The 22,440-nt window shown below is 64.5% G+C and carries 21 protein-coding genes and 1 pseudogene; 12 read left to right on the forward strand and 10 right to left on the reverse strand.

The genetic code is table 11. The annotated features are described in order from the left end of the window. Nucleotides 1-115 precede the first annotated feature (115 nt). Nucleotides 116-1,159, forward strand: a complete 1,044-nt coding sequence (locus ACSC1P_RS20605) for a DUF7544 domain-containing protein (RefSeq protein WP_435362095.1) — start codon at nt 116-118, stop codon at nt 1,157-1,159. A gap of 21 nt (nt 1,160-1,180) precedes the next feature. On the opposite strand, the gene ACSC1P_RS20610 is transcribed toward ACSC1P_RS20605, so the two are convergent. Both ACSC1P_RS20610 and ACSC1P_RS20615 read right to left on the reverse strand, forming a co-directional pair. Further along, nucleotides 1,181-1,741: an SRPBCC family protein gene (locus tag ACSC1P_RS20610; RefSeq protein WP_435362096.1), complete on the reverse strand. Its 561-nt coding sequence runs from the start codon at nt 1,739-1,741 to the stop codon at nt 1,181-1,183. Between the two features lie 66 nt (nt 1,742-1,807). After that, complete coding sequence (locus ACSC1P_RS20615; protein WP_435362097.1) at nt 1,808-2,839, reverse strand: sodium:calcium antiporter; 1,032 nt, start codon at nt 2,837-2,839, stop codon at nt 1,808-1,810. 224 nt (nt 2,840-3,063) lie between these two features. On the opposite strand from ACSC1P_RS20615, the gene ACSC1P_RS20620 reads away from it, so the two are divergent. Next, the gene (locus ACSC1P_RS20620; protein WP_435362098.1) at nt 3,064-3,654 is read left to right on the forward strand and encodes a DUF7344 domain-containing protein; all 591 of its coding nucleotides are present in this window, start codon (nt 3,064-3,066) and stop codon (nt 3,652-3,654) included. Here ACSC1P_RS20620 and ACSC1P_RS20625 read toward each other — a convergent pair. Continuing rightward, nucleotides 3,651-4,613, reverse strand: coding sequence for a C-terminal binding protein (locus ACSC1P_RS20625; protein ID WP_435362099.1), 963 nt, complete (start codon nt 4,611-4,613; stop codon nt 3,651-3,653). The genes ACSC1P_RS20620 and ACSC1P_RS20625 overlap by 4 nt on opposite strands. A 126-nt stretch (nt 4,614-4,739) precedes the next feature. Between ACSC1P_RS20625 and ACSC1P_RS20630 the strand changes: the two genes are divergently transcribed. From ACSC1P_RS20630 to ACSC1P_RS20645, 4 genes are all read left to right on the forward strand, one after another. Continuing rightward, nucleotides 4,740-5,495, forward strand: coding sequence for an ABC transporter ATP-binding protein (locus tag ACSC1P_RS20630; protein ID WP_435362100.1), 756 nt, complete (start codon nt 4,740-4,742; stop codon nt 5,493-5,495). Continuing rightward, a complete protein-coding gene (locus ACSC1P_RS20635) occupies nt 5,485-6,945 on the forward strand; it encodes a hypothetical protein (RefSeq protein WP_435362101.1) in 1,461 nt (486 codons plus the stop codon). Before ACSC1P_RS20630 ends, ACSC1P_RS20635 begins: the two co-directional genes overlap by 11 nt. An 84-nt stretch (nt 6,946-7,029) precedes the next feature. After that, complete coding sequence (locus ACSC1P_RS20640) at nt 7,030-7,905, forward strand: alpha/beta fold hydrolase (protein ID WP_435362102.1); 876 nt, start codon at nt 7,030-7,032, stop codon at nt 7,903-7,905. A gap of 682 nt (nt 7,906-8,587) precedes the next feature. Then, nucleotides 8,588-10,435, forward strand: a complete 1,848-nt coding sequence (locus ACSC1P_RS20645) for a cation:proton antiporter (RefSeq protein ID WP_435362103.1) — start codon at nt 8,588-8,590, stop codon at nt 10,433-10,435. A gap of 3 nt (nt 10,436-10,438) precedes the next feature. On the opposite strand, the gene ACSC1P_RS20650 is transcribed toward ACSC1P_RS20645, so the two are convergent. Further along, nucleotides 10,439-11,731: an outer membrane protein assembly factor BamB family protein gene (locus ACSC1P_RS20650; protein ID WP_435362104.1), complete on the reverse strand. Its 1,293-nt coding sequence runs from the start codon at nt 11,729-11,731 to the stop codon at nt 10,439-10,441. Between the two features lie 117 nt (nt 11,732-11,848). Here ACSC1P_RS20650 and ACSC1P_RS20655 point away from each other — a divergent pair, with 117 nt between their 5' ends. From ACSC1P_RS20655 to ACSC1P_RS20665, 3 genes are all read left to right on the forward strand, one after another. Then, entirely contained in the window at nt 11,849-12,907 is a 1,059-nt protein-coding gene (locus ACSC1P_RS20655) for a hypothetical protein (RefSeq protein WP_435362105.1), read from the forward strand. A 48-nt stretch (nt 12,908-12,955) separates the two neighbouring features. Further along, nucleotides 12,956-13,348: a universal stress protein gene (locus ACSC1P_RS20660; protein ID WP_435362106.1), complete on the forward strand. Its 393-nt coding sequence runs from the start codon at nt 12,956-12,958 to the stop codon at nt 13,346-13,348. 150 nt (nt 13,349-13,498) lie between these two features. Beyond that, on the forward strand, nt 13,499-15,310 hold the full coding sequence (locus ACSC1P_RS20665) for a PAS domain S-box protein (protein ID WP_435362107.1): 1,812 nt from the start codon (nt 13,499-13,501) through the stop codon (nt 15,308-15,310). Nucleotides 15,311-15,605: 295 nt separating this feature from the next. Here ACSC1P_RS20665 and ACSC1P_RS20670 read toward each other — a convergent pair whose 3' ends face one another. The 4 genes from ACSC1P_RS20670 to ACSC1P_RS20685 form a co-directional block, all read right to left on the reverse strand. Beyond that, a complete protein-coding gene (locus ACSC1P_RS20670) occupies nt 15,606-16,610 on the reverse strand; it encodes an MBL fold metallo-hydrolase (protein WP_435362108.1) in 1,005 nt (334 codons plus the stop codon). Between the two features lie 52 nt (nt 16,611-16,662). After that, complete coding sequence (locus ACSC1P_RS20675; protein WP_435362109.1) at nt 16,663-16,839, reverse strand: hypothetical protein; 177 nt, start codon at nt 16,837-16,839, stop codon at nt 16,663-16,665. A 152-nt stretch (nt 16,840-16,991) separates the two neighbouring features. Then, the gene (locus ACSC1P_RS20680; protein ID WP_435362110.1) at nt 16,992-17,795 is read right to left on the reverse strand and encodes a hypothetical protein; all 804 of its coding nucleotides are present in this window, start codon (nt 17,793-17,795) and stop codon (nt 16,992-16,994) included. A gap of 346 nt (nt 17,796-18,141) precedes the next feature. Continuing rightward, nucleotides 18,142-18,744, reverse strand: a complete 603-nt coding sequence (locus tag ACSC1P_RS20685) for a C2 domain-containing protein (RefSeq protein ID WP_435362111.1) — start codon at nt 18,742-18,744, stop codon at nt 18,142-18,144. A 197-nt stretch (nt 18,745-18,941) separates the two neighbouring features. Here ACSC1P_RS20685 and ACSC1P_RS20690 point away from each other — a divergent pair, with 197 nt between their 5' ends. Then, nucleotides 18,942-20,141: a thiolase family protein gene (locus tag ACSC1P_RS20690; RefSeq protein WP_435362112.1), complete on the forward strand. Its 1,200-nt coding sequence runs from the start codon at nt 18,942-18,944 to the stop codon at nt 20,139-20,141. Nucleotides 20,142-20,211: 70 nt separating this feature from the next. On the opposite strand, the gene ACSC1P_RS20695 is transcribed toward ACSC1P_RS20690, so the two are convergent. Continuing rightward, nucleotides 20,212-20,733 (reverse strand): GNAT family N-acetyltransferase, encoded by a 522-nt coding sequence (locus ACSC1P_RS20695; RefSeq protein ID WP_435362113.1) that lies wholly within the window; start codon nt 20,731-20,733, stop codon nt 20,212-20,214. Nucleotides 20,734-20,768: 35 nt separating this feature from the next. Between ACSC1P_RS20695 and ACSC1P_RS20700 the strand changes: the two are divergent. Next, nucleotides 20,769-21,029, forward strand: a pseudogene (locus tag ACSC1P_RS20700) (zinc ribbon domain-containing protein); the annotation flags it as partial. Between the two features lie 85 nt (nt 21,030-21,114). Then, entirely contained in the window at nt 21,115-21,777 is a 663-nt protein-coding gene (locus ACSC1P_RS20705; RefSeq protein ID WP_435362114.1) for an HAD family hydrolase, read from the forward strand. Nucleotides 21,778-21,789: 12 nt separating this feature from the next. On the opposite strand, the gene ACSC1P_RS20710 is transcribed toward ACSC1P_RS20705, so the two are convergent. Continuing rightward, nucleotides 21,790-22,434: a hypothetical protein gene (locus ACSC1P_RS20710; RefSeq protein ID WP_435362115.1), complete on the reverse strand. Its 645-nt coding sequence runs from the start codon at nt 22,432-22,434 to the stop codon at nt 21,790-21,792. Nucleotides 22,435-22,440 lie beyond the last annotated feature (6 nt).

The raw sequence follows: 22,440 nt of genomic DNA on the forward strand, positions 1-22,440 counted from the left end.
TGGGCTCGTTCTCTCTACTCGAACTTTAAAGTTATAGAAATTAAATAATTCGAGAGGTGTGCAGACGCCACAGCACGGTGATAGCTTCATTCGTCTACATCACCTCTCTCTAGGTATGGTGCTGCACGCATTGGAGGACCTCGACGACGCGTTCGCCGTGACGCGGGCGTTTGTCACGTCACTCGACCGGTCCTCGTGGCTGAAACTCGCGCTGGTGGTCTTGTTCGTCAGCGGGCCGGGCCTGAACTTCGCCTCGGCCCAGTACAGCGTCCCCGGCGGCGACGGGAGTGGAAACGGTGCGCCGGTGTCGGTTACCGCACAGGATCTCTGGATAATCGCCGGTGTCGTCCTCGTCGCGGTCGCACTGGCGCTCGTCTTCCTGTTCGTCGGTTCGGTGTTCGAGTTCGTCTTTCTCGAATCGCTCCGGACCGAAAAAGTCCGGATTCGCTCGTACTGGGCAGACAACTGGCGGCGCGGGCTGCGACTGTTCGGCTTCCGCCTCGTCCTCGCCCTGCTCGTGCTCGGGGTGGTCGCGCTCGCCGCGGTCTCGGTCTATCTGCTCGCCACCGGGACCGAAGCGACCGGGAGCGGCGTCGCTATCGTCGCGTTCGTCCTCGCACTCGTGCCGCTGTTCGTCGTGTTCGCGGTCATCGTGAGTGTGGTGAACGGGCTGACGACTGTGTTCGTCGCGCCCATCATGCTGCTCGAAGAACGTGGCGTCCTCGCTGGCTGGCGGCGGCTCTGGGGGACGATACCGCCGAACTGGACGCAGTACCTCGCGTACGTCGTCTCCGGGGCTATCCTGTCCATGGTCGGCGGTGTCCTCGTCGCGCTCGCCGTCGGCGTCGCCGCGCTCGTCCTGCTCCTGCCGTTCGGTCTCGGTTTCGCCGTCGGAGTTGGGTTGTTCCTCGTGTGGGAGCCAGTCGGCCTCGGCGTCATCGCGCTCGTCGCAGCCGTCTTCGCCGTCGTGCTGGTCGTGGTCGCTGCGGTCGTCCAGGTACCGGTCCAGTCGTACTTGCGGTACTACGCACTGCTCGTGCTCGGCGATGTCGTTCCGGAACTCGACCTGATACCCGACCAGCGCGAGGCAGTCCGTGCTGACGCTGCTGCGACCGACGAATCTGGCGAGCCGCCAGCGCCCGGCGAGAGTCCGTACTGAGCCACTGGCGGTCGTATTTCCTTACAGCGTCCTCGGCCGGACGTGCAGGTCGAGGTCGACGCGGCGCGGTTCACCTTCTAAATCGGCGATGGCTCGCTCGAACACGGTCTGAGCCTCGCGCTTCGCGATGGGTTTCACGCGCTTCAGCACCCAGTCCGTCGAGACGAGTGGTGGGAGTCGCAGGCGACCGAACCGCGAGGCGTCGCGGTCGAACTCGATGCGCAACCGGACGCGCGACACCGGTCCATCACGGTTTGCGTCTTCGTCGCAGCCGTCTTGGCCCTCGTGGTCGTGTTCCGACGCATCCTCGACGGCCCAGAAGCCCTCCGCACGAACGTCTCGCGGTACGTCCCAGTCGATGCGATTCGGCCGGTCGAGCGCGACGACGCGCGGCGAGAGCGTGTAATCGAGTTTCCACCACTGGAGCGTGATGTCGAACTGCGTGCCCACGTCGCCGTCGCCGTGGCGGGTCACGTCGGCGACGTACTCCGAGTACTGCTCGTGGTTCGTGAAGTCGAGCAGGAAATCGAACGCTCGCTCGCGGGAGACGAACACGACCGTCGACAGTTCGATGACGTCCACACCGTAGTGTCGGACTGGATGAAAAAGAACCCTCGATTACCCCTGGGTAACCACCGATTCTGGCTTTCAACCGCCTTGCACGAGCGAGGTCACGCCGAGTTCTTCCAGCACTAACCACAGCACGAACAGCACGTACAGGCCGAACAGGACCGCAGATTCGGCCTTCGATAGCTCCATCCCGGTCCGCATCATGGTGAACAGAACGACCGTGGCGAGGATGAGGAAGCCCATCATCGGCGCGGCCCGCGAGAAGTTCACCGTCGTGCTGCCGGCGATGAGGACGCCCGCGGGAACGGCGATGAGTAGGTCGAAGATATTGCTCCCGAGGACGTTGGCCATGCTCGTCGAGTCTTTTCCGCTCTTGGCCGCCCGGACGCTGACGAGCGTGTCTGGGAGGCTGGTCCCGGCAGCGACGACGGTCAGCCCCCAGATGAACGAGGGCGTCCCGAGTTGGTCGCCGAGCGAAACCGCGCTGTGAACGAGCAGTTCGACCCCGACGAGGATGACGGCGAGTCCAGCGAGAAGCCGTCCCCACTCTTCGAGAATCGAGATACTGCTCGGTGGTTCGTCGGCGTCGAAGTCCGCTGAGTCCTGATACTGGGTGAAGATGTACAGCCCGTACAGTCCGATGGGGATGAGCGCCAGTCCCCGCGTCAGGTCACCAGTCAGCGCCGCCGTGGACTCGACCGGGTTGTAGATGACCGCGAAGGAGAACGAGAGGAACAACACGGCGACGGCGAGCATGTAGAACTGCGCCTCCTTGTACACGAGGTCGCGGTTCGCGTCGAGGCCGTCGCCGGACAGTCCCGACAGTGCCGGGATGATGAGGACGTTGAACACCGCAGAACCGACGATTGCGGCGACACCGAGTTCGAAATCGTCGTGGAGCATCGTGGAGACGACGACGCTCGAGAGTTCGGGGAAGCTAGAGCCGATGGCGGCGACCACTGCGCCTTGCACTACCGGCGGTAGCCCGTAGTACACCGCGATGTGTTCGCTCGCGCGTTCGAGCCACGAACTTCCCGCCCACACGACCACCGTCCCGACCACGGCGAACAAGATGAGCCCCGGTACCCCAGCCGTCGGTAGGAGCGACATGCGCGACGATTCTCCCCGGGGACAGTAACCTTTCTGTGTTGGGTAATGTCAGGGTACTGGCCACGACTCGCCTGCATAACAGACTATTATCTCAGTCGCTCCCAGGCTAACGAACGATTCGGAACAACCTGCAAATCCCAGTTGAGTATATAAACCTGGTGGCCAATCAGGGCATACAGTTATCTTGGTTGGTAACCACTAACTCAGTGGAGGGGGAGTAACCGGTGTCAATAAGTACGCCTACAGTTGATAGCAGAGTCATCCCTGCGAGAGACCCGAACCGTCTCGACGAAGGGGATATACACTCGATACTGAGTAACGACCGCCGCCGAGCGGTGTTCAAGCACCTTCGGAGCCACGGTGGCGAATCGACGCTTCGAGACCTGTCAGAAGCGATCGCGGAGGCCGAAACGGGGGAATCGCCGCCGCCGCGTAACATCCGGGACAGCGTCTACGCTTCGCTGCACCAGACGCACCTGCCGATGCTCGACAAGTTGGACGTCGTGGACTACGAGTCGAACTTGAAGACCGTCACGCTTACCGAGCGCTCACGCGACCTCGTGCCCTACACGACGGTCATGAGTTCGACCGGCCTGGCGTGGTACCAGCACTACCTGCTGCTCGGGTTGGCTGCCACGTTGGCCGTCCTCGCTGCCGAGTTCGGCATTCCCGGCTTCGCAACCGTTGGTGCAACCGCCATCGCTGGCGTCTTCGCGCTCGCGATGCTCGGCTCGCTGCTCGTGCAACTCACCGCCGGGACGAGTCCGCTGACGCGACTCAGCAGCTTCGTCCGGAACATCAGGCGGTCGAGTTAGAACCACAGTTTCTGTACGTCGTTTTTCGGTCGTTGTCCGTCGAATACACGCTTTACGTCGGTAGCGATGGTTTCATTCACGGTCGCACGGGCCTCCGCGGAGTACCAGCCGGCGTGTGGAGTGACCGTCGTGTCGTCATGCCCGACCAGCGGTGAGTCCTCGGGCGGTTCTACTGCGAGAACGTCGAGTCCCGCCGCCGCGACGGTCCCATCGTCGAGCGCCCGGACGAGTGCGTCCTCGTCGACCACGGCCCCGCGACCAGTGTTGACGACGATTGCACCGGGGCCGAGTCGGGACAGTGCCGCAGCGTCGACCATCCCTCGGGTCTCGCCGGTCAGCGGCGCGTGGACGGAGAGGACGTCGGCCTTGTCACACAACTCGTCGAAGTCGACCGCCTCGACGCCGTAGGCGGCCATCGTCTCGTCGTCGATGTAGGGGTCGTACGCGAGAATCGGGCAGTCGAAGCCCGACACGAGTTCCGCGAACCGACGTGCGATGGGGCCGAACGCGAGCAGACCGATGGTTCGGTCTCGGAGGCGATGGAGTTCGCGTGTCGCTTCCCACGACCACTCGCCCTGGACGACCGACCGGTCGTAGGCCGAAATCGACCGCACGCAGTCGAGGAGTAGTGCGAGCGCGTGGGTCGCCACCTCGTCGGTGCAGTACTCGGCACAGTTGAGAACCGTGACGCCGGCCGCCGCTGCTGCGTCGAGATCGATACCGTTCACGCCGATTGCCGGACGGGCGACGACTCGGAGTGAGAGTGTGTCGATGGTCGCCCGCGATACCGGCGTTCCGGGTTCGGTGATGACCGCGTCTGCACCGATTTCTCGAACTGCATCGACGAGTGCTGCTTCCGTGTCGAGTTCGCGGACCTGCACGTCGTAGTCGGGGCCGAGGACACGACGAAACGTCTCTGGGTCGAGCTTCGCGTAGTCTGCGAGGAGGACTGTCGGCATGGCTGTCTCTAGGTCGGTTTCGGCAATCAATCGGACGCGGTGGCGATTCGGCCGATGCATTCGGTATCGCGACCTTCCCGACGGGCAGAACGATTACGTACCATCGCACCAACTCACGGCCATCAGATGAGCGCGATTCGTACGGCGAACCTTCGCAAGACGTACGGCGACGTCGTCGCGCTGGCCGACCTCTCCCTCGACATCGGCCGCGGCGAACTGTTCGGCGCGCTGGGACCGAACGGGGCGGGCAAGACGACGACGATCAAGATACTCACGGGTCAGCTGGAACCGGATTCGGGCACAGCCGAGATATTGGGCTACGACTCGGTCGCGAACCCGGTCGAGACGCGGCGACACATCGGCATCCTGCCCGAGCAGGAATCGCCGCCGAGTTTCATGACGCCACGAGAGTACTTCGACTTCGTCGGAACGGTCCGAGACATTCCCCCGGAAACGGTCGAGTACCGCGTCGAGACGTGGGCCGAGCGACTCTCGTTCGAAGAGAAACTGGATACTCTCAGCACCGACCTCTCGCGGGGCCAACAGCAGAAAGTGATGATTACGCAGGCGTTCATTCACGAGCCAGAAGTCGTCTTCATCGACGAACCGCTGGCGAATCTCGACCCCATCGTGCAGGAGCGGACGAAACGTTTCCTGACGAGCTATCGCGACCGGGGAAACACGATATTCATCTCGACGCACCACATCGAGGTCGCCGAGGAGATTTGCTCGCGCGTCGGCATCGTCTACGGCGGCGAACTCATCGCCGAGCGCCAGCCCGGCGACCTCGCCGGTACCGATTCGTTGCTGGACGAGTTTATGGCGAACGTCGGCGACGACGCGGCGTGGCAAGAGCCGGAGGTCGTGGCGAGTGACGACTAGGCACCTCGACCGGCGGCTGTTCGTCGAGATGCTGCGAGAGGAGTGGCGACTCCACAGCGAACTGTTCGGCGGTGGGCGATTCGGTGCCTTCCCGCTGTTCGTCGCGGCCATCACGGCTGGCGCGGTGTACCTGCTCACGACGACCGGGACCGAGATTGGGGCCGTCGTCGCGGGCGTCCACGGCCTCGCCTTCTTCTTCGGCTTACACACGGGTTCCATCGGTTTCGTCGGTCGCGACGCGATGCGGAATCTGCTCGGCGACACGACGCTGCTGGTGTTCACGGCACGAACCTTGCCGATTTCACAGCGCAAGCTGCTCGGCATTTTCCTCGTGAAGGACGCGGTGTACTACGCCGTGCTCTTTCTGGCACCCATCGCAGTCGGGTTCGCTCCGGCTGTCGTCCTGCGTACTGGCGCAGGCGGTTCGGGTGCAACCGCACTCGCCCCACTCGCCATCCCGGCGCTCTGGGCGACGACGACGGCGACGTTCGTCCTCGGCGTCGCGGTCACGTTCGCGGCTATCGGCCTCTCGACGCGCGGCGCGTCGGGCAAACTGCTCCTGCTCGCTGTCGCCGCCGGTGCGGGGCTGGCTTACGCCGCCGGTGTCGATGTAATCCAGTTCACGCCATACGGCCTGTTCGACGGCGCGACGCCGGTCGAGGCGCTGGTCGCACTCGCGCCGATTCCGGTCCTGCTCGGCGTCGGCGTCGCCGTCTACGACACGAACTACGTCACGCCCGCCCGGACAGCCCGGCGGACGTTCCTGACCTGGCAGCGTCGCCTCCCGTTCGACGCGGACGGCCTCACGGTCAAGTCGCTACTCGACGTGCAGCGCTCGTCTGGCGGCGTGGTCAAGGTGCTGTTCTCCGGCGGTGTGCTGTTCGTCGTCTCGTGGTTCCTCATCGACCTCGCCGCGGTCATCACCGGTCTGGACCCTTCGGTCGGCATCAGCTTCGGCGCGATTCTCGGCCTCTCCGCCTTCACGACCTACAACTGGGTCACACAGTTCGACGACGTGACGCAGTACCAGCTCTACCCGATTTCCGTCGCGGCGGTCTTTCGCGCGAAGTTCCGCGCGTTCCTCGTCCTCGGCGTCCCGACCGGCGTGCTGTACTTCGCCGCGGCGGTCGCGTGGCGTGGCACGCCCCCGCTGGAAGCCGTCGTCGGCTTGCTCCTCTTGCTCGGACTGGAGTGCTACCTGTTCGGCCTGACCGTCTACCTCGCGGGGTTCCAGCCGAACGAGTTCCTGTTCGACACGGTGTTGTTCGCCGCCTTCAGCGGCGCAGTCGCACTCGTGCTGGTGCCGGTGCTCGTCGTCGGTCTCGTCCTCGCGCCCGTCTCGACCACGTTGCTCGCAGGGCTGGGCGTCGCGGCGGTCGTCGCCGGCGCGCTCGGATTGGTGCTGTACCGGCGGGCGGTGCCGCGGTGGGAGCAGCATCACCGAGCCTGACCCGGTTGCATCTCGACTGTTCTCCCATCTGAACACCTCAGTTCGCGGTAACTTCACGTCGACACGTGACGTACATTCAGTGATATGCCGACCGTACAGACGGGGGACATCGAGACGTACTACGTCGAGCGTGGTGACGGGCCCGTGGTCGTCTTCGTCCACGGGATGATCATGAGCACGACGATGTGGGAACAGCAACTGGACGCGCTCAGCGACGAGTACAGAACCATCGCCTACGACGTTCGTGGCCACGGCCACACCGGCGGTTCCGACGTGTCGCCGTACTCTATCTCGCTGTTCGCCGAGGACCTGAACGCGCTACTCGACACGCTCGACATCGACCGGGCCGTCGTCTGTGGGCTCTCGATGGGTGGCGCTGTCGCGCAGGCGTTCGCCGCGGCTCACCCCGAGAAAGTCGCTGGGCTCGTGCTCGCCGATACGTTCCACGTCGGTCCGCAGTCCCTGACCGGGCGGGCCGCCATGGCGAACCTCCGATTCCTCGGTCGACTGGACCGCGTCGTCGGCTACAAGACCCTGAATCGGTGGCAGCTTCGGGTCGGAAACTGGCTCCTTCCCGGGGTCTCCGGCGACGAGGAGACGATCCAGCGACTGGTCGAAGACGGGGCGACGATTCCCCACGACGAGTTCGTGAAAATCGCCGACGCGACTGCCCGATTCCCGAAGTCAGACCTGGACCTCTCTGTCGTCACCGCGCCGACGCTCGTCATGCACGGCGAATACGTCCCCTCGGCCGTCGTCGAGAGTGCCGAGCGACTGGCCGAGCAACTCGCCCACACCGACCCCGAGATTCGCGTCGTCCCGGGTGGCGGGCACGCCTCGAACGTCGACAACCCCGAATTCTTCACGAGCGCGATACGGGAGTTTCTCAGAGAGCGCGTTTACGAGGATGTGGACGCGGCTGGTGGTTCCGATGTGGATGTATCCGAGAACGCGACTTGACGACGACGCTACCTGTTCGCGTCAGTCCTCATCTGGGTTCACAGTAGACGAAGAACGAGTCACCGCAGGAGTTACACTCCGTTAGCACCCTGTCGCCGGCCGGCGTGAGCGCGAGTTTGTACCGGTGCGGGAGCAACGTTGGGACACCCGTTTGCCCGCAGTGTTCACAGCGGACGTAGACCAGCACTGGTTCGTCAGACGACACGGCGTCCTCCGTTCCGGTCGTGCCGGCTGCGCCACCACCATCGCCCGTTGTCCTTGCACAGTTTCATAGAGTCGCCTCTCGGAAGTAACCGGAAATACTTTCTGGCACCAAAATTTTCATTGTGCTGGTTTCAACACGGTTTAAACTCTGGTTGAACCGTTCTGCGTCGTTGGTGACTGACGACGGTACTCGTGACGGCGGAAAAGCGCAGTGATGGAAGTGGGTTCGGGCTCACGCGCGCCAGGAGTAAGCCCACTCCCACGATTGATTGTTACCCGTAAGTAAGTATTCCGCCACGCAACCATTGCCTGTTCACGGCAGGGCACGAACTCGACACCGACGCGTGTCGAAATGTGACATGGCACCAAACGGCATCCGAACGCTTACCTGCCAGACGAGATTACGCGAGAGTAACATGAGACGCGTCTCCTGCGGGCAGTTGTTGGTCGGTGTATCGACGACCGGTAGGGAGTCGACGTGACCGGACTCGTCGCACCCGTCCTCGCCGCCTCCGAAGGCGGCATCACGGCCGGTCTCATCGACCTGCTGGCCGTGTTCATCATCGCGGGTGGTGTCGGCGTCTTCGTCGCCAAGGTCGGCCGGTTCCCGTACACCATCGCGTTGCTGTTCGCGGGATTCGCGGTCTCTATCGGCGTCGCACTCACGAACGGTAGCGGCGCAGGGGCGCATCAGGCACTCGACAGCATCCCACTGTCGCACGACATCATCCTGCTCGTGCTGTTGCCGCCACTGCTGTTCGAAGGCGCAGCGACCACCGACTTAGAGGAGTTCCGCGAGAACTTCCCGGTCATCCTCGTACTGGCCGTCGTCGGCCTCATCACGTCTATCCTGCTCGTCGGCATGGCGGCGACGCAGGTGCTCGGAATGCCACTGCTCGTCGCCCTGCTCTTCGCGACCATCGTCCTCCCGACCGACCCCGTGTCCGTGCTGGCACTGTTCGAGGAAATCGGTGCACCAGAACGACTCTCGGTGCTCGTCGAGGGTGAGAGTCTGCTGAACGACGGTGTCGCCGTCGTCATCTTCGTCACGTTGTACGACCTCGTCGCCTCGGGGGCGTCCGTCGACGACCTGCTGACCATCGATGGCATCGCCCGGGTCGCCATCGACGTGCTGTTTTCCGGCCTCGGCGGCGCACTCGTCGGCTTCGTCGCAGCCTTCGCCGTGTACAGCGTCATGCGCGACCTCGACGAGCACATGACCGAAATCGTCCTCACGCTCATCCTCGCCTACGGGTCGTTCATCCTCGCCGAACACTACGTGCCCCAGTGGACCGGCATCAAGTTCTCCGGCGTCATCGCCACCGTCGTCGCAGGGCTGTTCATCGGGAACCGTGGCGCAGAGGAAGCGATGAGTCCGCAGACGAAGCTCTCTATCTTCAACACGTGGGAGACGCTCGGCTTCCTCGTCAACACGTTCATCTTCGTGCTCATCGGTGCCCGGACACCCATCGGCGAAATCTTCGCCAACCTCGGGCCGCTCGCCATCGCCATCGTCCTCGTCCTCGTCGGGCGGGCGATTCCGGTGTACGTCATCACGAACGTCATGAACCGGGTGCTGCCGCGACAGAATTTGTCGGTGTCGTACCAGCACGTCCTCGTCTGGGGTGGCCTGCACGCCTCGATCCCCATCGCGCTCGTGTTGGGTATCCCCGGCGGCGAGAACAGCCCGCTGGCGGCGTACAACAGCGTGACCACGGAGGAACTGCGCGTCCTCGTCTTCGGTATCGCGGCGTTCAGTCTGGTCGTGCAAGGGCTGACGATGAAGCCACTCATCGAGCGACTCGGCATCATCACGACGACCGACGAAGACCGGCTCTACCAGTTGCTCATCGGCCGTGCCCGGGCGGTCGACGCCGCACTGGACGCGGCGGATTCGCTCGACGCGAAGAACCAGATTCCGACCTCGGTGTACAACCGCTTCACCAGCGAGTACGAGGCCGAGAAGGAAGACCTCTCGCGGGCTATCAGCCAGTTGCTCGAACAGAACCCGACCATCCGCGACCGCGAGCAACTGGTCGGCGAGCGCCAGATACTCAAGCGCGAACAGAGCGCCATCAAGTCGGCCGAACTCAACGGTATCCTCACCTCGGACATCGCCGAGCGCCTGCTACAGGAGGTCGACCTCAAACTCGACCAGGTCCATCAGGGCGAGACGACGGTCCTCCGCGACCCCGATACGGAAGGGTACGACGAGTTCTGGCGCTCGGAAGCCCGTGAACGCGGCCTGCTCGACACTGAAGAGGGCGAGGGTGAGTCGGCCGGTGAGAGCGGGTCGGCCGGTGAAGGGCAGCCGACGGACGACTGAACCCTACCGCGACACACAGTCGCCGAACAACTGGGTGTCGCACTCGCCGATGGCGACCAGCGATCCCGGACGCTGCGCGCTGAACACGAGGCCGTCGGTGACTGCCGGAACGCTGTCCGGTGACATCGCCTGCGGCAGTGCGACCTGTCCTCGTTGCTCGCCGGTTTCTGCGTCGAGGACGAACAGATGGACGGTACTGTCCGTCTCGGAATTCCGGTAGCCGTGGACGTAGACGTGCCCGCCAGCGACGACCGGACTCGTCTGGAGTTCGGCGGTGACCGCCGACTGTTTCCCGAACCGCCACACTACCTCGCCCGTCTCGGCACGGCGAACGACGAGGCTCGACTCGGCGATGGCGTAGACGAGGCCGTCGGCGACGGCGAGTCCCGATTCGGGCCAGCGACCGCCGACGCCCTGCCGCCAGATTGCTGTCCCGTCCTGCGCGTCGAGTGCGACGAGTTCGTCGACTCCGCCGTCTCGCAGTGGCAGGTAGGCAGTGCCGTTCGAGACGGAGAGCGGGCCGTACGCCGGCAGGTCCCACGTGAACAGTCGCTCACCGGTCGTCGCGTCCAGCGCGAGGATGCCTTTCTGGTCGCCGTACAGGCTCGGCACGTACACCGTTCCGTCCACGGCGGTCAACTGGCCCGGCGTTCGGTCCGGGAGGTCGACGCGCCAGCGCTCCGTCCCGTCGTGGGAGAGCCCGAAGACGGCCTCCAACCCCGAATCGCCGGTCGTCGCATACGTGGCAGTGACGACGGTGTCTTCGGCGACGACCGGCGAGAGGGCTGTGGGGCCCATCTGCCGGGGACCGATGTTTTCGAACGTCCAGTCGACCGAGCCGTCCGCTCCCACGGACTGTAATCCGGCTCTCGTCTGGACGAGGACACGGTCGCGCTCGCGGTCCAGCACGAGTGAGTCCGCGTAGGAGTGGAGTGACGCCGTCTCCACCGTCTGGCCCAGTTTCGTCTCCCACGTTGGCTCGCCGGTCGTCGCGTCGTAGGCACCGAGCCAGGTCCAACTGGGCTGGTCGTTCGGACTCCCGCCGGACGCGACGTACACCGTTCCGTCGCCGACGACCGGTGAACACGTCGGCCCGTAGTTACCGGGCAACTCGCGCTGCCAGAAGCGGTAGAGGTCGCTCGTCGGTCCCTCGGTGCTGGTTGTGTAGGTGTTCGCGGCGTCGGCGGTCTGACGTGACCACGCTGTACCCACCGCCGGGGCGGACGCCGAGAGGCAGCCTGTCAGTCCGGCAGCGAGGCCAGTTCCGGCGGCGGCGAGGAGGGCACGTCGGCGCATTCGTCTGGTCTTGGCCGCGGCAATGAACTAATCACTTGAGTATCTTGTCACCGATGGTACGTTCCATCACCGCCAGCGACAGAAAGCACTTGTACCGCTACTCTGTCAGTTCGTTCGATGAGACGTTCCGCCCTCCACTTGCTCCTCGTCGGCCTTCTCGTCGCCAGCGCTGGCTGTAGCGCGATTTCGGGCCCCGACGAGGAACGTGGCCGATTCAGTGTCGAGACGACGGTGACCGACACGGCCACCGAAACCACGACGTCAACCACCGCTGTCCCACCGACGGAGTTGGCGGTCGAACCGACGACTGACGACGGCTACAACCGCTGGATCGAGATGTACGCGTACGAGGCGTCGCCTGCACGACTCGCGAGGGAGTACGTCCCCACCCGTGAGAAACTGTACACCAGCCAGCGAGCGATTGCGACCGAACTCTTCGCAAATGGGAGCGCCGACACCACCGCCGTCGTCCGGTTGAACGGCGACGAGTCCGAGGCGTTCCGGGCGTTCGACGACAGTGAGTTCATCAGGGACAACGGGACGTTCTACCAGGTGAACGCCACCGCGACCACCGAACGGACCGGCACCGGCTACAAGATGCGGTTGGAAGGGCCAATCCGGGAGGGACGCCCCGAGTACGAGACTGCACAGGAGCAAGCAGTCGAGTTCGAGGACCTCCCGTCGGTCGACCAGGGACTCGTCACCTTCGGTGCCCCATCGCAGCGAATCCGTGACTCCGGGTCGTTGTCAACGAGTTTCCGCTACGTCTTCGACGGCGACGCCAACCAGTCACGGTTCCTCGACGGCGAGACGCACTACGTGCGACAGGACGGCGACCTATTCGCCATCGCGTACCGTGGGCAGTCACAGGGCGCGGCCAGGTACGCGGTCCACTACGAACTCGAACCGGTCGCTGATTCGGCCGAGGCGTTCGCCGCCGACCACCTCGACGATGTCGTCGTCTCCCTGAACGACAGCGTCTCCGAGCCAGCACGGTCGACGCTCGTCCAGCTAGCCGAGGGCGGCTCGGTCGATTGGTCGGGGACCGGCCAGCCACCTGAAAACGTCGAGGCCGCCCTCGACTGGCTCAGGACGAATAGCGTCGACTACCGCCAGACGTTCGTCCGCTACGAGGGCAACCCGTACATCTTCGTGGCGACAGAGGCTGTCGAGTGAGCCGCTATCACCCCACAAATTAAGCCACCCGTGAGTGTATCGGAGTCCATGTACGACGTACTGCTTGCAGTCGATTCGGACGAGGACCGCGCTCGCGCACAGGCCGAAGCCGTCGCCGACATGCCCGGTGAAGACGAGATTCACGTCACGCTGTTCCACGTGTTCCGGGACAATCCGGAGGGAGCGTCGGTCTCGCAGCTCAGTACGGTGCGACAGGTCCAGGAAGTTCTCGACGAGGCAGATATCGACAGCGAACTCGCCGAGTCGAGCGGGAGTCCCGCGAACGAGATCATCGACCACGCGAACGACATCGACGCAGACTGTATCTGTGTGAGCGGACGAAAGCGGTCTCCGGCTGGCAAGGCGCTGTTCGGGTCGACCGCACAGGCGGTCATCCTCGATGCCGAGCGGCCGGTCCTCGTCGCACCGCCAGCGAACTGACTCGTCACCCGGGTGCATATCGGAGTGACCGCAGCGGCTGGGGAGAGCGGACAGTACCGAACTGGTTCGTTTTGACGACTCACGGTCTGATACGGCCGCTGAGTTCTCCCGAACCGTTTTTGCCCGCTTCTTCGAAGTGTCGGTATCTCGATGCAGTCGCAGCAGTCCCCGAGCGTCCTCGTCGTCACGACCACGGCAGCGGACGAGACCCGGCTCGCAGACCGTCTGGCGACCGGCGGGTTCGACCCAGTCACGGTCGTCACTGCCCCGGCGACGCTCTCAGCCGCTCCAGTGGCCGCCGTCGCCGAAGTCGCGGACGCGACGGCTGCCGAACGGGTCGTCACTCGGCTCACGTCGGCAGCCGCCGCTGTCCCGGTCGTCGTCTGGACGCCCGAAGCCGACGAACGGACCGCAGTCGCCGCGTTCCGCGCCGGGGCGACCGACTACGTCTCCGGGTCCGACGAGGAAGCCCTGAACGCTGTCGTCGACCGTGTGAGCGGCGTTTCGACGGCGCAGCCGGCGGAGTCGGTGGCTATGCAGTCCACCGGACAGTCGGGAGATGCACAGCCGTCGATTCCCGGTGAGGGTTCCACGGATATCTGGTCTGCCGTCCCGGAGATGTTGTACGCGCTGGACGACGCGGGCCGATTCACGCTGACGACCACTCGGCTCGCCGAGTGGCTCGGCTACACTCGTGACCAACTCGTCGGCAAACACGTGTCGGTGGTCCTCTCGGCTGCCGACGTGGTCGAAGGCCGAGAACACATCCGGTCGATTCTCTCGGGCGATGCCGAGACCGACACGTACGAAACTGTGTTGCGAACGCGCGACGGGCGACGACTCGAAGCCGAACTAGAAATCGCACCACAGTTCGTCGACGACTCGTTCGTCGGCACCGTCGGCGTGGTCCGTGACCGTGAGGAACTCGCCGATACCCGCGAACGACTCGCGGCCGAACGCGACCGCGTTTCGTTCCTCTTCGACACCATCCCCGACGCCATCGTCGAGGCAGATATCCGCGACGGTGACCCCATCGTCCGCCGGGTGAACCCCGGGTTCGAACAGACCTTCGGGTGGAGCGCAGACACGGTCGTCGGTGAGTCGTTGAACGAGTTCGTCCTCCCGGCGGGCGACGACGAGGGGCATCGACTCGACCAGCGTGCCGAAGGCGGCGAGGCGAATCACGAACGAGTCGTCCGCCAGACCACGCACGGCGAACGTCACTTCCTCTTCCGTGGTGTGCCGTACCGCGAGACCGACGACGGTGTCCGAGCGTTCGGTGTCTACACCGACGTGACCGACCAACTCGAACGAGAGCGACGACTACAGGTGTTACATCGCATCCTGCGGCACAATCTCCGGAACAAGATGACCGTCGTCAGCGGGTACGCCGAGACACTCACGCGGTCGCTCTCGGGCGACGAACTCGACTACGCCCGGTCGTTACTCAGTGCTGCGAACACCGTCGTCGAGTTGAGCGAGAAGGCACAGTTGCTCGAACGAATCACCCGAACTGACGGGAATCCGGCGGTCGACGCGACGGCTGCGACCCGCGCTGCGGTTCGGTCGGTTCGCTACCAGTACCCCGACGTGGTGACGGCGCTGACCGCACCCGAACAGGCGATGGTCCGGGCCCATCCACAACTGGAGACCGCCATCGTCAACGTCGTCGAGAACGCCGCCAAGCACAACCGCGAGGCGTCTCCCGAGGTACAGGTCTGCATCGACGAGGCGGTCGAGACGGTCGACGTGCGGGTCGCCGACGACGGGCCCGGTATCCCGGAACAGGAACGGGCCGTGGTGCTCGGCGAACGCGAGATTACGCAACTCGACCACGCGAGCGGACTGGGGCTGTGGCTCGTCGACCACATCGTCTCTGCCTCCGGTGGGCAAGTGTCGTTCGCGCGGTCCGACCTCGGCGGCAGCGAGGTGACGCTTCACCTGCCGGTCGCCAGTGAATAACGGGTGTGAACACGACCGAGACATTTCTCAGAAACGCGGCAGTGTACTGACCGTGGCAGTGGCCTGGCTCGGTCGGCCGCCTGTGTAACCGGCGAGAGTCAGAGGCACCCCGGATACCAGCGACGGCTCAGTAACGATGTCCGAGCCCAGCCACAGCCGCGCTGCCGACGGCGGAATCGACTCGTGTGTCAGGGAGTATGAACGTCCAACCCCCGGAGGAGACGATTCAACTCTACGTTCGCTACGGGAGAGCATGACCCGTTTGGCTGTATTTTCATGGTCCGTACGTCATTCCTCAGTAGAACTCGGAGAGGGCGGTCTGGTCGCGCTTGAGTGCCCACGCCTCGTAGCCCAGTTCGGTCGTGACGTGGGTGGCGAACGCTTCGGTGAATCCGTGCTGGGTGTAGACGACTTCGGGGTTGACCGCTTCGACGACCTGTGCTAACTCGCTGAAGTCGCAGTGGTCCGTGAGCGGGAACGTCACGTCGTGGCCACCGCGGTACAGGTAGGAGTCGTCGACCGCCCAACCGGAGAAGCCGGCTTTCAGCGCGTCGCGCTCGTCGACCAGGCGCGAAACGGTGTCGCCCCGCGCGAAGTTCGTCGGTAGCACGAGCGCGTCGCCCGGGCCGAGGTCGACCGCGTCGGCGTCGTACTCGATACCCTCGAAGGTCACGTCGTAGTGCGGTTCGATGGCCGCGTCGACTGCTGCGACTGTCGGCCAGACGAACACCCGCTCACGCTCCGCGCGCTGGGCGAGCAGTTCGAGTTGTTGTGCCCGCCCCAGCGAGTAACCAAAAAGCAGGACTGGGCGGTCCCTGGTGTCGGCCAGCCAGTCGACGATTTCGGTCTCGATTTCGGATTGCTCGGGGAAGGTGTATTCGGGTTTCCCGTACGTCGTCTCTATCACGAGCACGTCCGCGCTCGGTGGTTCGAACCCGTCGAGGAAAAACCGGTCGCGGACCGAGCAGTCGGCCGTGTACAGGTAGTCTCGGTCGGCCGCCGTGTCGTGAATCAGGGCCGCCTTCGACCCGGCGACGTGGCCCGCGTCGACGAGGTCGACGAGTGGGTGGCCCGATTCGAGTCGCTCCGGCGTGCTCCCGCTGCGGGCCGCCGCGAGGTCGGCCGCACAGGGCGAACAGACGACCGGCCCGGCCGACTTCGGAACCAAGTGGTCCGCGTGTGCGTGGCTCAGGACTGTACAGTCGGCGTTGATACCTGCACCTGCGCCGTCCGCGACGACCGTCTCGCCGGTCGAGAGCCGGAACTCGACGCCGCGACCGAGTCTGACACGTCGTGTCACGAGTCGAGTTCGAGGTTTCAGGCTTTAGCCGCGTCGGTCGCTGCGCTCGTCGTCACTCGGTTATCCAGTCGCCGACGAGGCCGTACACCAGTCCCCCGAGGCCGATGAGGAAGCCGTAGTCGAGGATACGAGGCGAGAGGTGCTTGTCGGGCGAGAGCATGGCGAAGCCCGCGTAGAGGACGACGAGGAGCGCGAACAGTTCGACGAGAAGTGCCTTCCGGAGGACCATCGTCTCTGGAGGAAGCAACTCCGTTCGGAAATAACCGATGGTTCCTGAAAAGCTGACGAGACGCGTCGAACGTGTGACACCGGGAAGGTGGGATGGAGGACCGATAGTCAGCGGGGACCAGCCGCCGAGGTCGCCGAACCGTGATTGTCGGGTTACGCCCGCTGGAGGTCGACACACGGCTCGAACCCGCCGCCGCCGATGACCGTCTCCGTGCTCACCGCGCGCTCCTCACAGGCCGCCTGTTCGTGGACGGTCAGCAGGTCCCAGCGATCCGTGAGCCGCCGGTTCGTCGTCGACAGCGGCCCCTGCTCGTCGAGGATGAGCGCTTCGCCGAGGGCGACTGCCATCGCGGCGTTCGTGTTCCGCGCGAGGCAGGCGTCGCGGGCGACCGGAGCGTTCACCGCCGGGCCACCGCAGACCGTCTCGTCGGCCGTGACCGCACCGACGCGGGCCGCGAGTTGGTCGCGCAGCCAGACCTCTTTGCCCGACAGCGGCAGTCGCTCGACGGCGACACGGGGGTCGCACGTCCAGACGGGGAACTGCGGCGCGCGCTCCGCCTGTGCGCCGAAGCCGCCCATTCCCTCGGGGCAGTCGGTCGTCAGCAGCGTGTAACACGGCTCACAGACCGCGACGAGGTTCGAGAGCGCCCACTCGTCGCCCTCGCCGGTCGCGGAAACGACGGAGTACAGGTAGCCCGTCTCGTGCTGGCCGTCGGTGGCGTCTCCGAGGCCGCAGCCACAGCGACCGCAGCGGTGGCCGTAGAACTCGAGGATGGCACTCCGGCGCGCGCCGAAGTCCGGCGGGGCGTCCTCGCGGCCGGTCCGCGGGTCGACGTACCCGCCGTCGTAGGCCGAGTCGACGGCGTACTCGTGGTAACAGAACGAGCGGTCGTCGACGAGGTACGCGAGGTTGTAGGCTGGCTGTGCGGCGTCGGCGTCGAACGTGGTGTCGGACATTGGGGGTGGATGTAGCTGTGACTGTGCGGTCTGGAGTCGATGCGTCCGACGCGAAGGCGACAGCGACACGCGTCACTCGCGGTGGAGTGAGTGCGGATACGCTGGTCTCGCGCTGCCAGCTAGTCGCGAGTCGGCGACAGCTGGCGTCGTAGAGCCAGCGCTAGAAGATCGGCGTACCCGTGACCGAGGTCGAGGCCTCGTCTCCGTGTGCGGCGTAGCGGTGGTCGCCGCCAGTGCGGGCTTCGTTGCCCACGACCGGTAGGTTACGGGTCATGTATACACAACTTCACAGGATACCCTCTTAATTTTTTCGCTCAACTGTCCCAAGAGATGACTGTTCAGTCGGCTATTGTTCGTAGTAGAACGTACCCGTCCACTTCCCGTACACGTCGTCGTGCTCGCTGTCCTGGTCGAACAGGTAGACGGTTATCTCGTGTTGGCCGTTCTTGTACTGGGTGAGCGCGTCGGGGTGGACCTGGACGACGAACTCGCCGTTTTCCTCCATCGCGACGTAGTCAGAGCGCGCGATGCGCGAGCCGTCGACCGCGACGATGAAGTACGGTTCACCCTCCGCGTCACCGTGTTCTGCAGGGTCGATACTCTCCATCATCGTGTTCGCAGTGACGCGCACGTCGAAGTCGGAGAGGCCGTTCTCCGACCCGGCCGTATTGACGAGTTCGACCGACTCGATGCGGTTCCCTTCGTCGAGATTACTCTCCGTCGGGACGTTCGGCGGTGCGGGCGAGTCGTAGGCCTCGCTCGGCTGTGTCCCTTCGGCCATGTCCGGTTGTCGGTGTGTCGCATCGGGCAGGTCGTCGCCGCCACCATCGCCACCGGCCCCGCCTGCGCCGTCGTCAGCGGTTCGTGTCTCGAACTGTGCGGCACCGGTGCAACCCGCCAGCAGGACGACGAGGGCGAGTGCCACCGTCGTAATCGTTCTGTGCCTCATGCGAGACTCGTCGTCGGTAGAGGGGCTTTATTATGGGTCGATTAGCGACCACCGTTTGCGTCCGTTGCAGCCCCGGAACGGTTCGTCCCGACGTTTCGGACGTTTCACGTCTATGTACACCGATATATCGCGTTTCAGTCGAATGTGACGTGGGACCACCCCGAAAGAAACAAGTAAATCGTTTCCCAGTTTCAGCCATGCACGAGGCAGTCATCGTCGACGCGGTTCGGACGCCCTTTGGCAAACGAGAGGGCGCGTTCCGCGACACGCACCCGCAGGACCTCGCAGCCGCACCACTCGAAGCACTCGAAGCCCGGAACGACCTCGACACCGCGCTCGTCGACGACGTGATCCTCGGCTGTGTGACACCCAAGGGCGACCAGGGACTGAACATCGGTCGCATCGCGCCGCTGGCCGCTGGCTGGGGCGAAGGCGTCGATTCGGACGCCGGACCGGGAGCGTCGTGGGAGAACCGCCACGGCGCGCCGGGCGTCCAGCTCAACCGGATGTGCGGCTCCGGCCAGCAGGCGGTGAACTTCGCGGCCGCGCAGATTCGCGCCGGTTTCGAGGATGTCATCGTCGCGGGCGGTGTCGAACACATGACCCGCGAGCCGATGGGGTCCGATGGCGGGTCGATGGCTGAATCGTACTTCGAGTACTATGACGAACTCGTCCAGCAGGGCGAGAGCGCCGAGCGCATCGCCGAGACCTGGGGCTTCACGCGCGAGGATTTGGACGAAATCGCCTCGGAGTCGCAGTCGCGCTGGGGCGACGCGTGGGAAAAGGGTCGCTACGAGAGCCAACTCGCACCGGTCGAAACCGAACTCGACGGCGACGAGATTACGGTCGAAGAAGACGGTCACCCGCGACCCGGGACGACCGTCGAGACCCTCGGCGGACTGCCGCTTGCCTTCCGCGAGGAGGGCGACGGCATCGTCCACGCTGGGAACTCCTCGGGCATCGTCGACGGCGCGTCGGCCATGCTCATCTGTTCGGCCGAAGTCGCGGAAGAACAGGGCTGGGAGCCGATGGCCCGCATCGTCCAGACCGAAGTCTGCGCCGTCGACCCCGTGATGATGCTCACTGGTCCGATTCCAGCGACGAAGAACGTCCTCGACAAGGCCGACATGACCGTCGACGATATCGACCTGTTCGAGGTCAACGAAGCGTTCGCCAGCGTCGTCGGGGCGTGGCTCGAAGAGACCGGCGCATCGTGGGACCGCACGAACGTCAACGGCGGCGCAATCGCGCACGGTCACCCGCTCGGGGCGACCGGCGGCGCGCTCGTCACGAAACTGGTCCACGAGATGGAGCGCACTGGGGCAGACACTGCGCTGTCGACGATGTGCATCGGCTTCGGACAGGGTATCGCGACGATTCTAGAGCGCGTCGAGTAGCCGCCGACCGCGACCGTTCAGTCGCGCTCTGCCGCTGATTCCCGTGTCTTCAGGCGCGGGAGGAGGTCAATCACTGATACAGTTCGTCCTCAGCGATTTGCCCGCGGAAGACGAACTCGGTCACCGTCTGGCCGAACAGGCCACTCTCTCGCGTTTCAGTCACGTTGTAGCCGTGCTTCCGGTAGAACGACCGACCGACGTCGTTCTCGGCGAGGACGTGGAACTCGAGGACTGGCCGACCCCACTCGACACAGGTCGACTCGAACGCCTCGAGCAGGGCTGTACCGACACCGTCGCCCCAGTGGTCGGGGTCGACGTATATCGCGTCGAGTATCGACACGCCGTCTTCGTCCGCCTTTGTGCCGCTGAGATAGCCGACGATTTCGTCGTCGAGTTCGGCGACGAAGTACGCACCCTCGTCACGAGCGACCGCGATTTTGGTCGTCTCGGGGTCGCCCCACGCTACCATCGCCCGCTCGATAGTCTGTTGTTCGAGGAAGTCACCGTATGCCGCGTTCCACCCACGCTCTTGCACAGCGAGTATCTCTGCGGTGTCCCCCGGGACCGCGTTCCGAATCACCACGTCCGTCATGGGTCTCTCGTGGGGCGACTCACTCATAAAGATGCAAGGTGGATACCTGCGGCTTCACCCACGAGGATAATCGCCATGGCGAAACGTTCGCGTGCCACTCGTGCGGTTACGAGAACCACGCGGACTACAACGCGGCGAAGAACATTGGTCTGAAACTCCTTCGCAATCGAACTGGGGGCGAAGGAGGCGCACCTATAGGCGTGCGCTTGAACAGCGGGATGTTGACCACGAACGGGGTAGTTCCCGTGCCAGATTCGGTTAGAGTGGGAGTCCATGCTGAATACCACGGCCGTTAGGCCGTGTGTAGCTTATAAACGTCCAGGCGACGATGCGGCGATGACGGCGAAAGGACCAATTCATTCCCCCAGAAACCCCACGGACGTGACAGCGTACGAGACGGTCCTGTTCGACAACGACGGTGTGCTCGTCGACCCACCCGCCGCCGAAACGCAGGCTGGCGCGATTCGTGCGGCGTTCGCCGAAGTCGGCGTCGAAGACCCAACCGACCAGCACGTCGACGCGCTCGCCAGCGGCGTCACCGTCGACGCCCTGACCGAGATAAGTTCGCACCACGGGCTGGACCCTGGAACGCTGTGGTCCACGCGCGAACGACTCGACGAGCAGTCGCAGTTCGCCGCCTTCCGAGCGGGCGAACGGGACCGCTACGACGACGTCTCCGCCATCTTCGACTTGCCCCAGCCCTGTGGCGTCGTGAGCAACAACCACCACAGCACTATCGAGTTCGTCCTCGACTTCTTCGACCTCGACGACGCGTTCGAGACGTACTACGGCCGCGAGATGACGGTCGAGAGTATCGACCGGAAGAAGCCGAACACGCACTACCTCGACCGCGCGCACGAAGCCCTCGGCGGCGGGTCGGCACTCTACGTCGGCGACAGCGAAAGCGACGTGGTCGCGGCCCAGCGCGCCGGGATGGACTCGGTGTTCGTCCGGCGGTCGCACAACCGAGACGTGTCGATGTCGGTCACGCCGACGTACGAGATCGAGACGCTGGACGAAATCGCCGATGTCGTGACGGAGTGAGGGGTCACGCGGTTAGTACGGCCGGTCGAACCAGGCCTCGACGCCGATGTGGTCGCCAGCGTCGGTGTATGGCTTCTCTGGGGTTGGGCCACCGTGGCTCTCGTTAGTGATGACGAGTATCGACCCGTCGTCGAGTGTCTCGGCTCGATACACGGGTGCCGACTGGACCGTCTCACGGCCGTACGTCTCGACGAGTGCTGGCGGCAGCACGACGATCCACGGGAGGTACTCGAGGCGCCTGTTCTGGAAGCTCTGTTCGGTGACAGGAGGTGTCTGGAGCCCGGCAAAAGACTGGTGTAGCGAAGGAATCGCGTATGCGACTCGCGGTGCAGTCCCGTTCCACACGACCCGGAGAACGTCACAGAGGGCGTCGAGCGAGTCGGTGTCGTCGTCTCGAACGTTCTCGAAGTCTCCCTCCGCGAACCGGAGAGAGACGAACGGCGTCATCGTGGAGAGGTAGTCAGCACCGTCAGGGACCGTCTGGTGGCACGACGATTTGTACATCTCGACAGCGCGGTTCGTGACGAAGAGGATGTCGTCGCCCAGCATCGTCTCCTCGACACTGTCGAGCGTTTCGAGTTGTGTCTGGACCGATTCGAGGACGCGACAATCGTCCTCTTGGTCGTAGACGAAAACGAGTCGAATGGACGAACTCATGACTTG

This window comes from Haloarchaeobius caseinilyticus (genome assembly GCF_051207395.1).
Lineage (GTDB): Archaea > Halobacteriota > Halobacteria > Halobacteriales > Natrialbaceae > Haloarchaeobius.